The organism is Thalassotalea sp. PP2-459, assembly GCF_001913705.1.
Classification (GTDB): domain Bacteria; phylum Pseudomonadota; class Gammaproteobacteria; order Enterobacterales; family Alteromonadaceae; genus Thalassotalea_C; species Thalassotalea_C hakodatensis.
The window spans coordinates 12,259-25,865 of sequence record NZ_MKQD01000056.1 but is presented as its reverse complement, the minus strand read 5'-3'; the positions used below and the strand labels follow the sequence as shown (position 1 = coordinate 25,865).

Below are 13,607 nucleotides of genomic sequence, written 5' to 3'. Positions count from 1 at the left end.
AATGTTGAGCTTAGCATAGCGTTATCTTATATCTGGATATTCCTTGAAATGAAATATAATTAGATTTTAAATGAAAAGATTAAAAAATGTACTTTTAATTTACCTTTTGTTGTAATATTCTTTCATTAAAGGGGTTTATTATATTTTTATGAAATATTTTTACAAAAAAGCCAAAAGGCTATGGAATAAATTGTTATTTAAGTATATATTTTTGGCATAAGTCATTTGAAACATAGATTATGAAGCTGCAACAACTCCGTTATATCGTCGAAGTACAAAACAATAATTTAAACGTTTCTGCTACTGCAGAAAGTTTATTTACCTCTCAACCAGGTATCAGTAAACAGGTACGCATGTTAGAAGATGAGCTAGGGATCCAGATATTTGGTCGTAGCGGTAAACATCTCACTCATGTAACCCCTGCGGGTAAAGAGGTGATCAACATTGCGACGGAAATTCTATCGAAAGTTGAAGCAATTAAAGCGGTTGCTCGAGAGCACACTCAGCCCGATGAAGGTAAGCTTAGAATTGCCACGACACATACACAAGCAAGATATGCTTTACCTGATGTTATTCAAGGTTTCATGAAAAAATATGCGAAAGTAACGTTGCATATGTATCAAGGAACGCCAGCCCAAATTAGTGATGCGGCCACTAAAGGTGAAGCCGACTTTGCAATCGCGACAGAGTCATTCCACCTTTATAACGATTTAGTGATGCTACCTTGTTACCATTGGAATCGTAGTATTATTGTTAGACCTGATCACCCACTTGCTAAGAAAAAAACCTTAACCATTGAAGATATTGCACAATATTCATTGGTGACTTATGTCTTTGGTTTTACTGGGCGTTCAGAACTTGACGAAGCCTTTAAAAGAGCTGGTGTTGAGCCCAAAATTGCCTTTACTGCAACAGACGCTGATGTGATCAAAACCTATGTAAGAATGGGGGTAGGTATTGGTGTGATTGCAACCATGGCGATGGATTCTGAATTAGATAAAGACCTTGTTACGTTAGATGCAAGTCACCTGTTTAAAGCCAGTACGACTAAAATTGGTTTTAGACGCGGAACATTTTTACGTGGTTATATGTTTGATTTTATTGAGCGATTTGCTCCGCATTTAAATCGCGACTTGGTGACAAGAGCAGTATTATTAAAGAATAACGCTGAAATCGAAGAGTTGTTTCAAAATATCGAATTACCTATTCGGTAATGCTTTTAGTCAATGAGCTTTGTATTTTATGTAATACAAAGCTCATTGTGATTAACATTCAATAATATTAACCGCTAAACCGCCTCTTGACGTTTCTTTATACTTAGTTTTCATGTCATTGCCGGTTTCCCACATGGTTTTTATAACTTTGTCTAAAGATACTTTTTGTGTACCGGTACCTCTCAATGCTAAACGTGAAGCATTAATTGCTTTTACTGACCCCATAGCATTTCTTTCAATACAAGGTACTTGAACTAAGCCTCCTACTGGGTCGCAAGTTAAACCAAGATTATGCTCCATACCAATTTCGGCTGCATTTTCTACCTGTTTAGGACTACCGCCCATTACTTCAGTTAATGCACCTGCTGCCATTGAACAAGCGACACCAACTTCAGCCTGGCAGCCACCTTCCGCGCCTGAAATCGTGGCATTTGTTTTATATAAAATACCGATTGCTGCTGCCGTTAATAAATAACGAATACAGTCTTCATCGGTTACTGGTCTGATAAATTTGTCGTAATAGCATAACACCGCAGGAATAATGCCAGCAGCGCCGTTTGTAGGTGCTGTAACAACTCGGCTACCTGCGGCATTTTCTTCATTGACCGCAAGCGCAAATAGATTTACCCAGTCCATCGCACTTAGTGGGTCATTATTACTTTCAACAGATAACGATCGATATAACGCTGGCGCTCTGCGGGTTACTTTTAACCCGCCAGGTAAAATACCTTCGGTTTTCATGCCACGCTCAACACTGTCTTTCATGGCTTGCCAAATATTAATTAACTCTTTTCTAATGACTTTTTCATCAGCCAAACATTTTTCGTTTTCCATCATGATTGTGCTGATACTCAAGCCTTTCTCAGCAGCCATACCAATGAGCTCATCAGCACTTGAGAATTTATGCGGACGAACAATATTACTATGTAAGGAAAGTGCTTTATCTTTTTCTTTTTCAAAGTCACAATCTTGCACGATAAAGCCACCGCCAATCGAGTAATAGGTTTCTTCAAAAATAACTTCATCATCTTGATAAGCATATAACGTCATTGCGTTAGCGTGAGCAGGTAAGGTTTTTCTTCGGTGATAAATGATCGCGTCTGATTTCGGAAACTGAACTTCTCTGCCTGAAGATAATGTGATCACTTCTGTTTTATTGACCTGATCAACAATGCGCTCAATAGAAGAGACCGCGATACCTTCAGGGGTTTCACCAAATAAACCTAATATAACGGCTTTACCTGTGCCGTGGCCGACACCTGTTTGTCCTAATGAGCCAAATAGCTCAACTTTAAACCGATCTACATCATCAATTAATTGCTGTTCTATAAGGTGATCAACAAATAATTTTGCTGCTTTCATTGGACCTACCGTATGAGAGCTAGAAGGGCCAATGCCTATTGAAAACATATCAAATACACTAATCATACTTTAAACCTGAATAATAATTCATTATTTTGTTTGTGGTGAAATAATCTTCGGTCATGATAACGTAAAGTTATACATTACTAAATAAGTTTAGTCGCTGAAAACGAAAATGTTTAACGCTAGTGTGAAAGTTTTAACGTAAATTTTCACATAAGTCTTTGAGGATCGCCGCCGTTGCTCCCCATATGTTGTGCTCGTTATATGGCATGTAATAAATTGGATGTTGACGCATTTTTCGCTCAACGGTAATAATAATATGGTTTCTTTGGTCGATAAAATGCTGTAAAGGTACATGAAATACTTGTGCTACTTCATTTTGGTCAATAACGTAATGCTGTGATTGTGGTAACAAGGCAATGACGGGTGTTATGGTGAAACCTGTGAGTGTTCGATATTCTGGTAGCTGTCCCAATATAGCAACGGAATCAGCTGCAAGTCCTATTTCTTCTTGTGATTCTCGTAACGCTGTAGCAAAAATATTCGAATCATGTTTTTCTACTTTTCCCCCAGGAAAACTAATTTGACCTGGATGATGCTTTAAATGTGAAGCACGCTTTGTGAGTACAACGTGTAGAGCGTTATTAATTTCAACAAGCGCAACTAACACTGCTGATTCTTTTATTACTCCACCTGTACCTAAAGGAGGTGAAGATACAGCAGCAGTTAGCGGGTGCAGATGAAACTTATGTAAAAACTCATGTTTATTCATAGCACAATGCTTAACATTAGCGATAAGGTAATTAATAAATGTTAAGGCATTGCAGCTAAGACAGGAAGTATTTTGTTAACTTTATCTAAGCTTTCTTGGTATTCGTCATCGACATTAGAATCGGCGACAATGCCACCACCTGCCCAACAATAAATGTGATTATTAGTGCATACCAGCGTTCTAATGGTGATACTGGTATCCATATTTCCGTTGGCAGAAATATAACCAATAGAACCACAATAAATACTTCTTCGTTGTGGCTCAAGCTCGTCAATGATCTCCATGGCCCGTATCTTAGGAGCACCAGTAATAGAGCCTCCTGGAAATGCAGCCCGTAATAAATCAATAGCGGTTTTATTTTCTTTAAGCGTTCCTTCAACGGTACTGACTAGATGATGAACAGCCGGAAAACTTTCTATTTCAAATAATTTAGGTACAACAACACTGCCAGCTTCGCAGACTTTACTCATGTCGTTACGTAGCAGATCAACAATCATTAAGTTTTCTGCTTTATCTTTTTCAGATTGGCTGAGTAATGTCGCTTGCTGTTGGTCGGCTATTGGATCGGCTAAGCGAGCCATTGTGCCTTTAATTGGTTTTGTTTGTACTTTACTTTGTTTTGTTTGTATAAAGCGCTCAGGCGAGACACTTAGCACTGAAAAGTTATCAAACGTTAAGTAAGCGGAAAAGGGCGCTTGATTTGCTGCTCTTAATGCTAAATACGCCGAGAACTCATTACCTTGATAACGGCTAGAAAAGCGTTGTGTTAAATTGATTTGATAACAATCGCCTTCGGTTAAATAATGTTGAACACGGTTAAATTTTTCGGTGTATTGTGCTTTGGTAATATTATGTTGCCACGGAGCCGTTAGTCTGAATCTCGTTGGCTCATTTTGCGTGTTTTGCAAATATTGTTTAATTGTTTGTTCTAACTGTGCGCGCTCATCTTCTATACATATTAGAAAAAATAGTTGTGTTTTATTATCGAAAATGATCCCATGAGTATAAATGCCAACGGCCATTTCAGGCATAGCAATATCTTTAATCGCTTGTTTGGGTAATTGTTCAAAACTTCTTCCTAAGTCATATGAGAAATACCCAACGGATCCCCCAGTAAATGGAAGTTCAGAGCTTGCTATTTCGATAGATTCGAAAATTGTAGACTGCAATGCAGATAAAGCATTAAGTGGATCTTCGTCAACAGGTAAGGTCGTTTTTTGCTGATTTTGTTCAATAACGATTTGTTGATCATCGGCAATAATGGTCGCGCGGGGTTGCCAAACGATAAGGTCAAATTGGCTATCGATATGCCCTTTACTTGAAGAATCAAGCCACATAGCCCAAGGCTGTTTGGCAAGTGGAGTGAAAACTTCAGCAGGGGTATAAGCATGACCAAAGTGTAAAGGTTTCGCGGTGATAATTGTTTTACAATGCTGCGACAATGTGAGTACCCGTTAAATATTCAAACGCCGCTACTAGCGAGCGCGATTCAAGCAGGGTATCATATCGGCAAAAATATAACTTTCAATACTTTCGCTATAGTTATTGTAGAAAGATCACACTGAAAATCGTTAAAGGGCAACCATGGCTATTATTAAACAACAAGATATGATCGACAGCATTGCTGATGCTTTGCAATATATCTCTTATTATCACCCATTAGATTTTGTTCAAGCATTAGAAAAGGCTTACCACAAAGAAGAAAGCCAAGCAGCTAAAGATGCTATTGCACAAATACTTATTAATTCGCGTATGTCAGCGCATGGTAAACGTCCTATTTGTCAAGATACGGGTATTGTTACTTGTTTTGTAAATATCGGTATGGAAGTGCAATGGGATAAAACCGATATGACCATTCAGCAAATGGTAGATGAAGGAACACGTCGTGCGTACTTGAATCCTGATAATCCTTTAAGGGCGTCAATTGTTGCTGACCCAGCAGGCGCTCGTAAGAACACTAAAGATAATACGCCATCTGTTGTTCATATTAACATGGTTGCTGGTAATGAAGTTGAAGTGATGATTGCAGCGAAAGGCGGCGGCAGTGAAAATAAAACTAAAATGGCTATGTTAAACCCAAGTGATTCTATCGCTGACTGGGTTGTTAAAACATTACCTACCATGGGAGCTGGCTGGTGTCCGCCTGGCATGATCGGTATTGGCGTGGGTGGAACAGCTGAGAAAGCTGGGGTACTTGCAAAAGAAAGTTTAATGGATCCCGTTAATATTCAAGAGTTAATTGATCGTGGGCCAGAAAATGCCGAAGAAGCATTACGTTTAGAAATTTACGAACGTGTCAATAAACTTGGTATTGGTGCTCAAGGCTTAGGCGGTTTAACAACGGTTGTTGATGTTAAGATTAACTCAGTACCAACGCATGCTGCGTCTAAACCTGTGGTGATGATCCCAAATTGTGCTGCAACCCGTCATGTTCATTTTAATCTAGACGGTAATGGCCCTGCTGATTTAACACCACCTAAATTAGAAGAGTGGCCAGAAATTACCTGGGAAGTTGGTGAAAATGTTCGCCGAGTAAATGTTAATGGCTTAACTAAAGCCGATATTGCAGAATGGAAAACTGGCGAAACCGTATTACTGTCAGGGAAAATTTTAACGGGTCGTGATGCGGCACATAAAAAAATTCAAGAGTTATTAGCTTCTGGCGAAGGCTTACCTGCGGGGGTCGATTTCACTAATAAATTTATCTATTACGTTGGCCCCGTTGATGCGATTGGTGATGAAGCGGTAGGTCCTGCTGGCCCAACAACGGCAACACGCATGGATAAATTTACCGAAATGATGTTAGCTGATACTGGCTTATTAGGTACTATCGGTAAAGCTGAGCGAGGCCCAGCAACGGTAGAAAGCATAAAGCAGCATAAGTCGGTTTATTTAATGGCTGTTGGCGGCGCGGCATATTTAGTGTCAAAAGCCATTAAAAAAGCGCGAGTTGTCGCTTTTGAAGAGTTAGGTATGGAAGCCATCTATGAATTTGATGTGGAAGATATGCCCGTTACTGTTGCAGTTGACTCTACAGGTGAGTCAGCACACGTTACTGGACCAGCCATTTGGCAAGCAAAAATTGAAGAGCTCGACGACGCATTAACACCGAAGAAATAAATACTTCTGTCGTTTATGATTAAGATAAAGCGGCAAGTAAAATCTGCCGCTTTTTTTAATGGTTGGCATTAGTGTTTTGTTATGCTTAAATAACTGTTCATATTTACAGTGTTTATTGGTGTTATGCTAACATTTATCCTCGATTTCTTTCAGCAACTTTCCACATCTCAACTGCTCTTTAGTTTTTCTTGTTTATTCGTGTCTTTATTGATCGGCATTATGCTTGGGAATATAAACGGAAAGGCAAGCCGCGAACAATTAAAAACGCTATTACAGCAGCATATGCAATTACTTATACAGCAACAACAGCAATTATTTTCTGAGCATAAATTTGCACAACATCAATTGTTTTCTGAACAGGCAACATTACAGCAACAGCAGGCGCGTGATGATGCACATATGCTGCAATCAATGTTGCATAAACACCAACAAGACTTTACTAAAACACAAACGGTTGCTCTTGAGCAATTACTAGATGTTATTGCAAAACATAATCAATCAAACCGTGAAGAACAAGCAAAGTCATTAACGATTGCCAGTGATAAAATAGCGAACAAAGTGTCTGAGTTAACTGGTGCAACGGATAACCGTTTAAAAGAAATCAGTGAACAAGTAGAGAAGCGACTTGCGGATGGCTTTGAAAAAACCAGTAAAACGTTTAGCGATATTGTTAAGCGTTTAGCATTAATAGATGATGCACAGAAAAAAATAACAGAATTATCTAGCAACGTAGTATCACTGCAAGAAGTCTTATCTGACAAGCGTTCTCGTGGTGCCTTTGGTGAGGTACAGCTTAGTGCGTTAATTCGTAATGTTTTACCAGAACAACATTTTAGCCTACAACATACTTTGTCTAATAATCGAGTGGCTGATTGTATTTTATGGCTACCAGAACCAACAGGTAACGTTGTTATTGATGCTAAATTCCCATTAGAAAACTACAAAGTGATGACTGATATACATCACAGCGACTTGACTCGTAAAGCGGCGGAAAGACAATTTAAAGCGGATATAAAAAAACATATTAATGACATAAGCAGTAAGTACTTGATTGATGGTGAAACAGCCGATGGTGCAATTATGTTTATTCCTGCAGAAGCGATATTTGCTGAAATACACCGTCATTTTCCTGATTTAGTGGAGCATGCGAATAATCAAAGGGTTTGGTTAACTTCTCCAACTACGCTAATGGCTGTTTTAACCACAGCCCGAGCGGTACTTAAAGATGAAGCTACACGAGAACAAGTGCATATTATTAAAGCACATCTAGGTGAGTTATCTGCTGACTTTTCCCGATTTAAATTGCGCTTTAATAACCTTGCTCGGCATATTGATCAAGCGTCAGTTGATGTTAAACAAATTCATACCTCGGCAGATAAAATATCTGCTCGGTTTGACAAGATAGAGCAAGTAGACTTATCCCAAGAAGATAAATTAAAGGCACAGTTACTTCATGAAAAAACCAGTTGATTGCCGCTTATATCACACCATACAATAGCGTTTACGGTTGTCACCTTGTCTAGAGGTGCAATGAAATAAAAAATGTCGAAAAATAACAATGATAGGGCTGTATAGTTGTTGCAAAAAATTGAAGGTATAAAAACCACATTATGGACAGGGCTAGCAGTCAGCATATTCTTTGTTGTTGCTTGTTATAGTCAATCGTATTGGTTAAGTAAAATAAATCTAATCGAACAGGTTGTGTTAGGGTTATTTGCTGTAGGTATTATTTTTACTGCGCAATTTAGTAGAAGTCGATATACCTTACTTATCATTAGTTTACTTAGCGTTTATTTACTCTTTCAACAACAACTGGTCAGTAATGACTGGTTTATTCAACACCAAGAGTGGATATTTTTATCTGCGATGTTCATCTTAAGCTTTTTAGTGAATGTGAAAGATCGTAGTTTAATTTCTGTCCATGGTGGATTGCGCCTAGCTGCTATTTTTTCTTGTATTCTTTTGGCAAAAGGTTGGTTGTTATTCGGTGAATATTTAACTGCCCAAACCTTACTACTTGGCTGGCCTGCACAACTTAGCGCGCATATAACGATTACACTTCCATTGCTGCTTTCCTGTAGCTATATATTGTTTCAATCGTTGCGATACCCTAGCTTATTAATCGCTTCTTTACTCACAAGTTTACTGGTTGCGAGTTTAGCGTATTATCAACAATTAACTTTACCTTTGAGTGCAATACTTACACTGTTGTTAGTGCACTATATTGTGGTGGTGGTCATTGATTCATATTATCTTGCCTATCGCGATGAACTCACAACTATTCCATCCCGTAGAGCATTAAATCAGTACGCATTATCCTTAGGGCGACGCTACTGTGTTGCAATGGTAGACATCGATCATTTTAAGAAGTTTAATGACAGTTACGGTCATGATATTGGCGATCAGGTATTAAAGCTAGTAGCTGCAAAATTAGCGACGGTGGGTGAAGGAGGCAAAGCGTTTAGATATGGTGGTGAAGAGTTCACCCTAATATTTCCTCGGAAGACGATTGAGGGTGCAACGCCTGAACTTGAACGCATTCGTCAATTAATTGCTGATTATAAAATCATTATTAGGCACCCAGTAAGAAAAAGTAAAAAAGCACGTGGCAGTAAGCCAACAGAGCAAACCAAAACAGTGAGTGTGACTGTTTCTATGGGAGTCTCTGCCCGAGAAGATAAACAAAGCTTTGAACAAGTCGTAAAGGTAGCAGATCAAGCACTATATCGCGCGAAGAAGAAGGGCAGAAACAACGTTAGTCGGTAGTCGTGTTTATATCGCGTTGAACAATGAAGTAAAAATGCCTTACACACTGTGCTATGTGTAAGGCTTTTTTACTTTTAATAACGTTAATTAATGACTATTAATTTAAAATCGCCACATTGACAAACACGACGGTTAACAACAATGGGCAGACAAAACGCAAATAATTACCCCAATGACGTAGCCAAGGTCGATTTTGTTGTAGGTCACTATCACGAAGTTTATTGCCTCTTTTCCATAACCAACCAACAACGATAAAATAAAATAGGCAGCTAAGAGGCTGTAAAATAGTGGTGAGTACGCTAATAAATGCCCCAAATAATACATCAAAAAAGGCGATTAACAGCAGAGAGAAAAATAATACTGTAGCCGATACTAACCAGGTCGCTTTTTGTCGAGATACCTTTTTATCTTCCATTAGAAAGGCAACAGGCACTTCAGTGGATGAAATGGTTGACGTTAATGCGGCAATTGATAACAACAAAAAGAAGCTTGCGGCAACAACAAGGCCAATAGAGCCCATTGAGGTAAATAACTCAGGTAAGATATGGAAAATCAATTGGCCTTCACCAATAAGCTCATTTCCTTCAAATACTTGCTGACCAGCATGTTGAGCAACAAATAACGCAGGAATTATCAGTAAACCCGCTAAAAAGGCGATGCCGGTATCTAATGCGGTAATAGACAATACTAACTTGCCTAAGTCTTTATCTTTTTGCATGTATGAACCGTAAACCATCATACCGCCAACACCTATTGATAAAGAAAAGAATGCTTGCCCCATCGCTGAAACCACTAATGTTGGGTTGGTGATTTGGCTAAAGTCAGGGATCAAATATACTTTTAACCCTTCCATCGCACCTGGCTGTTGTAATATATAGACAATTAAGCCGAACAACATGATCAATAAAATTGGCATTAATCGAGTAGACCACTTTTCAATACCGGCGTTCACACCTTGATGAACAATTGCTGCTCCTAATAAGATAAAAATAGGCGTGAATAGCAAATTTCGTTCAGTGCTTGAGGTTGCTAGCCACTGCGAAATGTCGGTTAGACCGACAAGCTCTGAAATTGCAGATAGTGCATGAGAAAGCATCCAGCCAGCTACGATAGTATAGAAACTCAACATCATGATAGCGCCGCATAAGCCGATGATACCTGCTTTACGACCTAATCCTTCAGAAACACCTTTACAGGCATCTCCTAATGCCGATACTGGGTTTTTTTGTGCTTGATTACCAATGTAGACTTCCGCGTATAAAGCGGGTAACGCCAACAATATTGTGACGACTAAATAAACAAACAGAAAGGCACCACCACCGTTATTAGCCGCGTTCGTTGGAAAACCCCAAATGTTACCAAGGCCAATGGCAGAGCCGGCAGCAGCCAGTACAAAACCAATGCGTGAATGAAAAGAGTCCCTAAGTTGTGTCATATAGTGTTGCGCTATTATTTTTATTTCAGCCGAGCTTACCGAGTTCACTAGAAATAGGAAAGTAATTTTAATGATTTCTTAACATTTCTTTCCTTGTTGATGTAAATATATTCAACCTAGTATTGAATTAAAAATGGGTTGCACCCACATTAAGGAGCAGAGAAAATAGTTCCTAATTTTGAAACTTGAGAGTTACTATGTTGCAATACCAAATTATCCCTGTTACACCTTTTCAACAAAATTGCACATTATTTTGGTGTGATGAAACAAAAAAAGCCGCTGTTGTAGACCCTGGTGGTGATATAGAACTCATTAATCAAGCCATTGAACAAAATGGTGTTACATTAGAAAAAGTATTATTGACCCATGCGCATATTGATCATGCAGGCGCTACCAAAGCCGTTGCTGAAAAGTATTCGGTTGATATTGAAGGGCCACATAAAGAAGACAAATTTTGGATTGATTTGATCCCAGAGCAAATTACGCGCTTTGGTTTTGATCATGCAGAGGTTTTTGAACCCACTCGATGGTTAAACCAAGGAGATACCGTAAGTTTTGGACATATTACTTTAGAAGTGTATTTTTGCCCTGGACATACACCAGGGCATGTGGTTTTTTTCCATCGCGATACTAAACTGGCGCAAGTAGGCGATGTATTATTTAAAGGCTCAATGGGGCGAACAGATTTTCCTCGTGGTGACCATGCCACTTTGATCGAATCTATTCGTGAAAACCTCTTTCCGTTAGGGGACGATGTTCGTTTTATTCCTGGGCATGGGCCAATGAGTACTTTTGGTGAAGAAAGAAGAACCAACCCTTTTGTTGCTGACAGGGTAAGTTAACAATGAGTACTGTCGTAATTTCACTTAAAGATAGATTGAAACAAATTGATTCGAGCCCATGGTTTCAATGGAGTGTTATTGCCGTTATCATTCTATCGGCATTGCTTATCGGTGCTAAAACGCACGATTTACCTGAACCGGTTATTCAACTGTTATCATTTGCAGACAACGCGGTCACGGTATTTTTTCTGATTGAAATTATTATTCGCTTTTTAGCCACTGCAGATAAAAAATCATTTTTTAAGAGTGGTTGGAATATCTTTGACACCATTATTGTAATAGGGAGTTTAGTTCCTGATGGTGGTTCTGGTGTTTTATTAGCGAGATTACTACGAGTTTTTAGAGTACTCAGGCTAGTTTCCATGGTGCCTGAATTAAGGTTGCTGATTAATGCGTTAATTAAAGCCATACCAAGAATGGGTTATATTGCATTGTTAATGTTCGTTATTTTTTACATTTACGCGGCAATAGGCAGCATCATTTTTCATGAAATTAATGAAGAGTTATGGGGAGACGTTTCAATTTCATTATTAACATTATTTCGAGTAGCAACCTTTGAAGATTGGACCGATGTAATGTATGAAACAATGGCAGTACATCCGTTAAGTTGGATTTTCTATTTATCTTTTATTTTTCTAACGGCATTTATTTTTCTCAACATGATGGTTGGGACTATTTTAGATGTGATGAATGAAGAACATGAGCAACACCGTGCTAAACAGCACGGTGAATCTGCACAAGGAGCAGAACCAGCAAGTAGAGCGCAAATTGAATCTCTTCAAAATGAATTAGCGGAAATAAAAGCGCTTCTTGTTAATAAACCGACAAAGTTAGAGTAACGACAAAAAATGACCTACTAGCGAATAGTACTTGGTAGAAATAATTGTTCACATTCTATGTAACGTGGTATTCGCTTTTTAGTCTGTGTTACTGCTATGTTGATATTGAAATACATCGCTAATATTGACTGCGAATACATCAGCAATTTTAAATGCCACCTCTAGTGAGGGGGAATATTTTCCTTTTTCTATGGCTACAACAGTTTGCCTTGAAACGCTAATTGCATCGGCAAGTTGCTGTTGTGTCATTTCATTTTGCTCGAAGCGTAACTTACGAAGCGTGTTAGTGATCACTTTTGTCATCGTTAAAAGCCCCTGCGATAGAAGAATAGCTGTGAGCTCATTCTCGTAATTTCAGCACTTACCATAAAAATAATAATGATTTGGATAATTTTTTCGTGGTAGGCTAATTGCGTGTCTGGTAATAGAAAGGCGTTTAACATTGGTGCTAAGGTGTAAAAAATAGCAAGAGCAACACCTACTGACAATACAACATAGGCATATTTACTGGCACGAAGTGATATTTGTTTATCGCGTTCATCTTCATCAACGTTTGCATCTTTTGCACTAATCACGGCCAGTACAATATTTAAAATAATTTCTAACGCAATGGTTTTGAAAATAACCACTTTTAGTAATGAATTGACATTCGTTTGTGTTAACTGTTGTTGTTCTATCAAGGCTAATAAGCTGAAACCATAATCACCCCAAATATAAAGTAAAATTAGTAAAGATATCCAGATAGTTTTTTCTTTGTAAGACATATTAAACACCATGTAAAAAATAGTAGACATTGGGTGATGTTACTTATTTGTGTTTCATGTGTCAAATATATTTAACACGGAGTCGAGAATACTTGATAGAACTAGTCGTGATTTGGCGACATATTATTTATTCGAATTCAAGCCAAATAACATGGCTAGCTGCATCTACCGTTAAAGTTTGACTTTACCAAGCAGAATGTCTTTAAACATTACCCAGTCACCAATCAAGCTATAAATGGGGTAACTAAAAGTGGCAGGTTTATTTTTTTCATAAAAGAAATGACCAATCCAAGCAAATCCATAACCTGCAATAGGCACATAAAATAAATACAGCCAATGTTGAGTAAAAATACTCAACATAAGTAGAATAAGCACGAATAAAGAGCCCATGAAATGTAAACGTCTACAGGTTTTATTTTTATGCTGGCTCAAATAAAATGGATAAAAGTCAGCAAAAGATTGATAGGTTTTTTCTGCCATTATTGTCTCT

Annotated in this window: 13 protein-coding genes; 6 read left to right on the top strand and 7 right to left on the bottom strand. The window is 38.3% G+C overall.

Features of this window, described 5'->3' with window-relative positions:
* Window positions 1–239: 239 nt before the first annotated feature.
* A complete protein-coding gene (gene cysB / locus BI291_RS14095; RefSeq protein WP_074499414.1) occupies window positions 240–1,214 on the top strand; it encodes an HTH-type transcriptional regulator CysB in 975 nt (324 codons plus the stop codon).
* A gap of 51 nt (window positions 1,215–1,265) precedes the next feature.
* On the opposite strand, the gene BI291_RS14090 is transcribed toward cysB, so the two are convergent.
* The 3 genes from BI291_RS14090 to pabB all read right to left on the bottom strand — a co-directional run bounded on the left by BI291_RS14090 (window position 1,266) and on the right by pabB (window position 4,793).
* On the bottom strand, window positions 1,266–2,642 hold the full coding sequence (locus BI291_RS14090; RefSeq protein ID WP_074499413.1) for an L-serine ammonia-lyase: 1,377 nt from the start codon (window positions 2,640–2,642) through the stop codon (window positions 1,266–1,268).
* A 133-nt stretch (window positions 2,643–2,775) separates the two neighbouring features.
* Entirely contained in the window at window positions 2,776–3,351 is a 576-nt protein-coding gene (locus tag BI291_RS14085) for a CoA pyrophosphatase (protein ID WP_074499412.1), read from the bottom strand.
* A 41-nt stretch (window positions 3,352–3,392) separates the two neighbouring features.
* Complete coding sequence (gene pabB, locus BI291_RS14080; RefSeq protein ID WP_254849589.1) at window positions 3,393–4,793, bottom strand: aminodeoxychorismate synthase component I; 1,401 nt, start codon at window positions 4,791–4,793, stop codon at window positions 3,393–3,395.
* 142 nt (window positions 4,794–4,935) lie between these two features.
* Between pabB and BI291_RS14075 the strand changes: the two genes are divergently transcribed.
* The 3 genes from BI291_RS14075 to BI291_RS14065 all read left to right on the top strand — a co-directional run bounded on the left by BI291_RS14075 (window position 4,936) and on the right by BI291_RS14065 (window position 9,237).
* The gene (locus tag BI291_RS14075; RefSeq protein ID WP_074499411.1) at window positions 4,936–6,471 is read left to right on the top strand and encodes a fumarate hydratase; all 1,536 of its coding nucleotides are present in this window, start codon (window positions 4,936–4,938) and stop codon (window positions 6,469–6,471) included.
* A gap of 123 nt (window positions 6,472–6,594) precedes the next feature.
* Window positions 6,595–7,941, top strand: coding sequence for a DNA recombination protein RmuC (locus BI291_RS14070; RefSeq protein ID WP_074499410.1), 1,347 nt, complete (start codon window positions 6,595–6,597; stop codon window positions 7,939–7,941).
* A gap of 105 nt (window positions 7,942–8,046) precedes the next feature.
* A complete protein-coding gene (locus BI291_RS14065; RefSeq protein WP_083602072.1) occupies window positions 8,047–9,237 on the top strand; it encodes a diguanylate cyclase in 1,191 nt (396 codons plus the stop codon).
* Between the two features lie 97 nt (window positions 9,238–9,334).
* Here the strand turns inward: BI291_RS14065 and BI291_RS14060 are convergent, their stop codons facing one another.
* Window positions 9,335–10,672: a sodium-dependent transporter gene (locus tag BI291_RS14060; protein ID WP_074499409.1), complete on the bottom strand. Its 1,338-nt coding sequence runs from the start codon at window positions 10,670–10,672 to the stop codon at window positions 9,335–9,337.
* Window positions 10,673–10,872: 200 nt separating this feature from the next.
* On the opposite strand from BI291_RS14060, the gene BI291_RS14055 reads away from it, so the two are divergent.
* Both BI291_RS14055 and BI291_RS14050 read left to right on the top strand, forming a co-directional pair.
* On the top strand, window positions 10,873–11,514 hold the full coding sequence (locus BI291_RS14055; RefSeq protein WP_175573131.1) for an MBL fold metallo-hydrolase: 642 nt from the start codon (window positions 10,873–10,875) through the stop codon (window positions 11,512–11,514).
* Window positions 11,515–11,516: 2 nt separating this feature from the next.
* Window positions 11,517–12,353 (top strand): ion transporter, encoded by an 837-nt coding sequence (locus tag BI291_RS14050; RefSeq protein WP_074499407.1) that lies wholly within the window; start codon window positions 11,517–11,519, stop codon window positions 12,351–12,353.
* A 78-nt stretch (window positions 12,354–12,431) separates the two neighbouring features.
* On the opposite strand, the gene BI291_RS14045 is transcribed toward BI291_RS14050, so the two are convergent.
* The 3 genes from BI291_RS14045 to BI291_RS14035 all read right to left on the bottom strand — a co-directional run bounded on the left by BI291_RS14045 (window position 12,432) and on the right by BI291_RS14035 (window position 13,597).
* A complete protein-coding gene (locus BI291_RS14045; RefSeq protein WP_074499406.1) occupies window positions 12,432–12,656 on the bottom strand; it encodes a helix-turn-helix transcriptional regulator in 225 nt (74 codons plus the stop codon).
* Between the two features lie 2 nt (window positions 12,657–12,658).
* A complete protein-coding gene (locus tag BI291_RS14040) occupies window positions 12,659–13,117 on the bottom strand; it encodes a hypothetical protein (RefSeq protein ID WP_074499405.1) in 459 nt (152 codons plus the stop codon).
* 171 nt (window positions 13,118–13,288) lie between these two features.
* The gene (locus BI291_RS14035; protein WP_074499404.1) at window positions 13,289–13,597 is read right to left on the bottom strand and encodes a DUF962 domain-containing protein; all 309 of its coding nucleotides are present in this window, start codon (window positions 13,595–13,597) and stop codon (window positions 13,289–13,291) included.
* Window positions 13,598–13,607 lie beyond the last annotated feature (10 nt).

Bases quoted from the DNA above. Each gene is read 5' to 3' on its own strand.
- cysB (WP_074499414.1), top strand. From the start codon at position 240: ATGAAGCTGCAACAACTCCGTTATATCGTCGAAGTACAAAACAATAAT.
- BI291_RS14090 (WP_074499413.1), bottom strand. From the start codon at position 2,642: ATGATTAGTGTATTTGATATGTTTTCAATAGGCATTGGCCCTTCTAGC.
- BI291_RS14085 (WP_074499412.1), bottom strand. From the start codon at position 3,351: ATGAATAAACATGAGTTTTTACATAAGTTTCATCTGCACCCGCTAACT.
- BI291_RS14075 (WP_074499411.1), top strand. From the start codon at position 4,936: ATGGCTATTATTAAACAACAAGATATGATCGACAGCATTGCTGATGCT.
- BI291_RS14070 (WP_074499410.1), top strand. From the start codon at position 6,595: ATGCTAACATTTATCCTCGATTTCTTTCAGCAACTTTCCACATCTCAA.
- BI291_RS14060 (WP_074499409.1), bottom strand. From the start codon at position 10,672: ATGACACAACTTAGGGACTCTTTTCATTCACGCATTGGTTTTGTACTG.
- BI291_RS14050 (WP_074499407.1), top strand. From the start codon at position 11,517: ATGAGTACTGTCGTAATTTCACTTAAAGATAGATTGAAACAAATTGAT.
- BI291_RS14045 (WP_074499406.1), bottom strand. From the start codon at position 12,656: ATGACAAAAGTGATCACTAACACGCTTCGTAAGTTACGCTTCGAGCAA.
- BI291_RS14040 (WP_074499405.1), bottom strand. From the start codon at position 13,117: ATGTCTTACAAAGAAAAAACTATCTGGATATCTTTACTAATTTTACTT.
- BI291_RS14035 (WP_074499404.1), bottom strand. From the start codon at position 13,597: ATGGCAGAAAAAACCTATCAATCTTTTGCTGACTTTTATCCATTTTAT.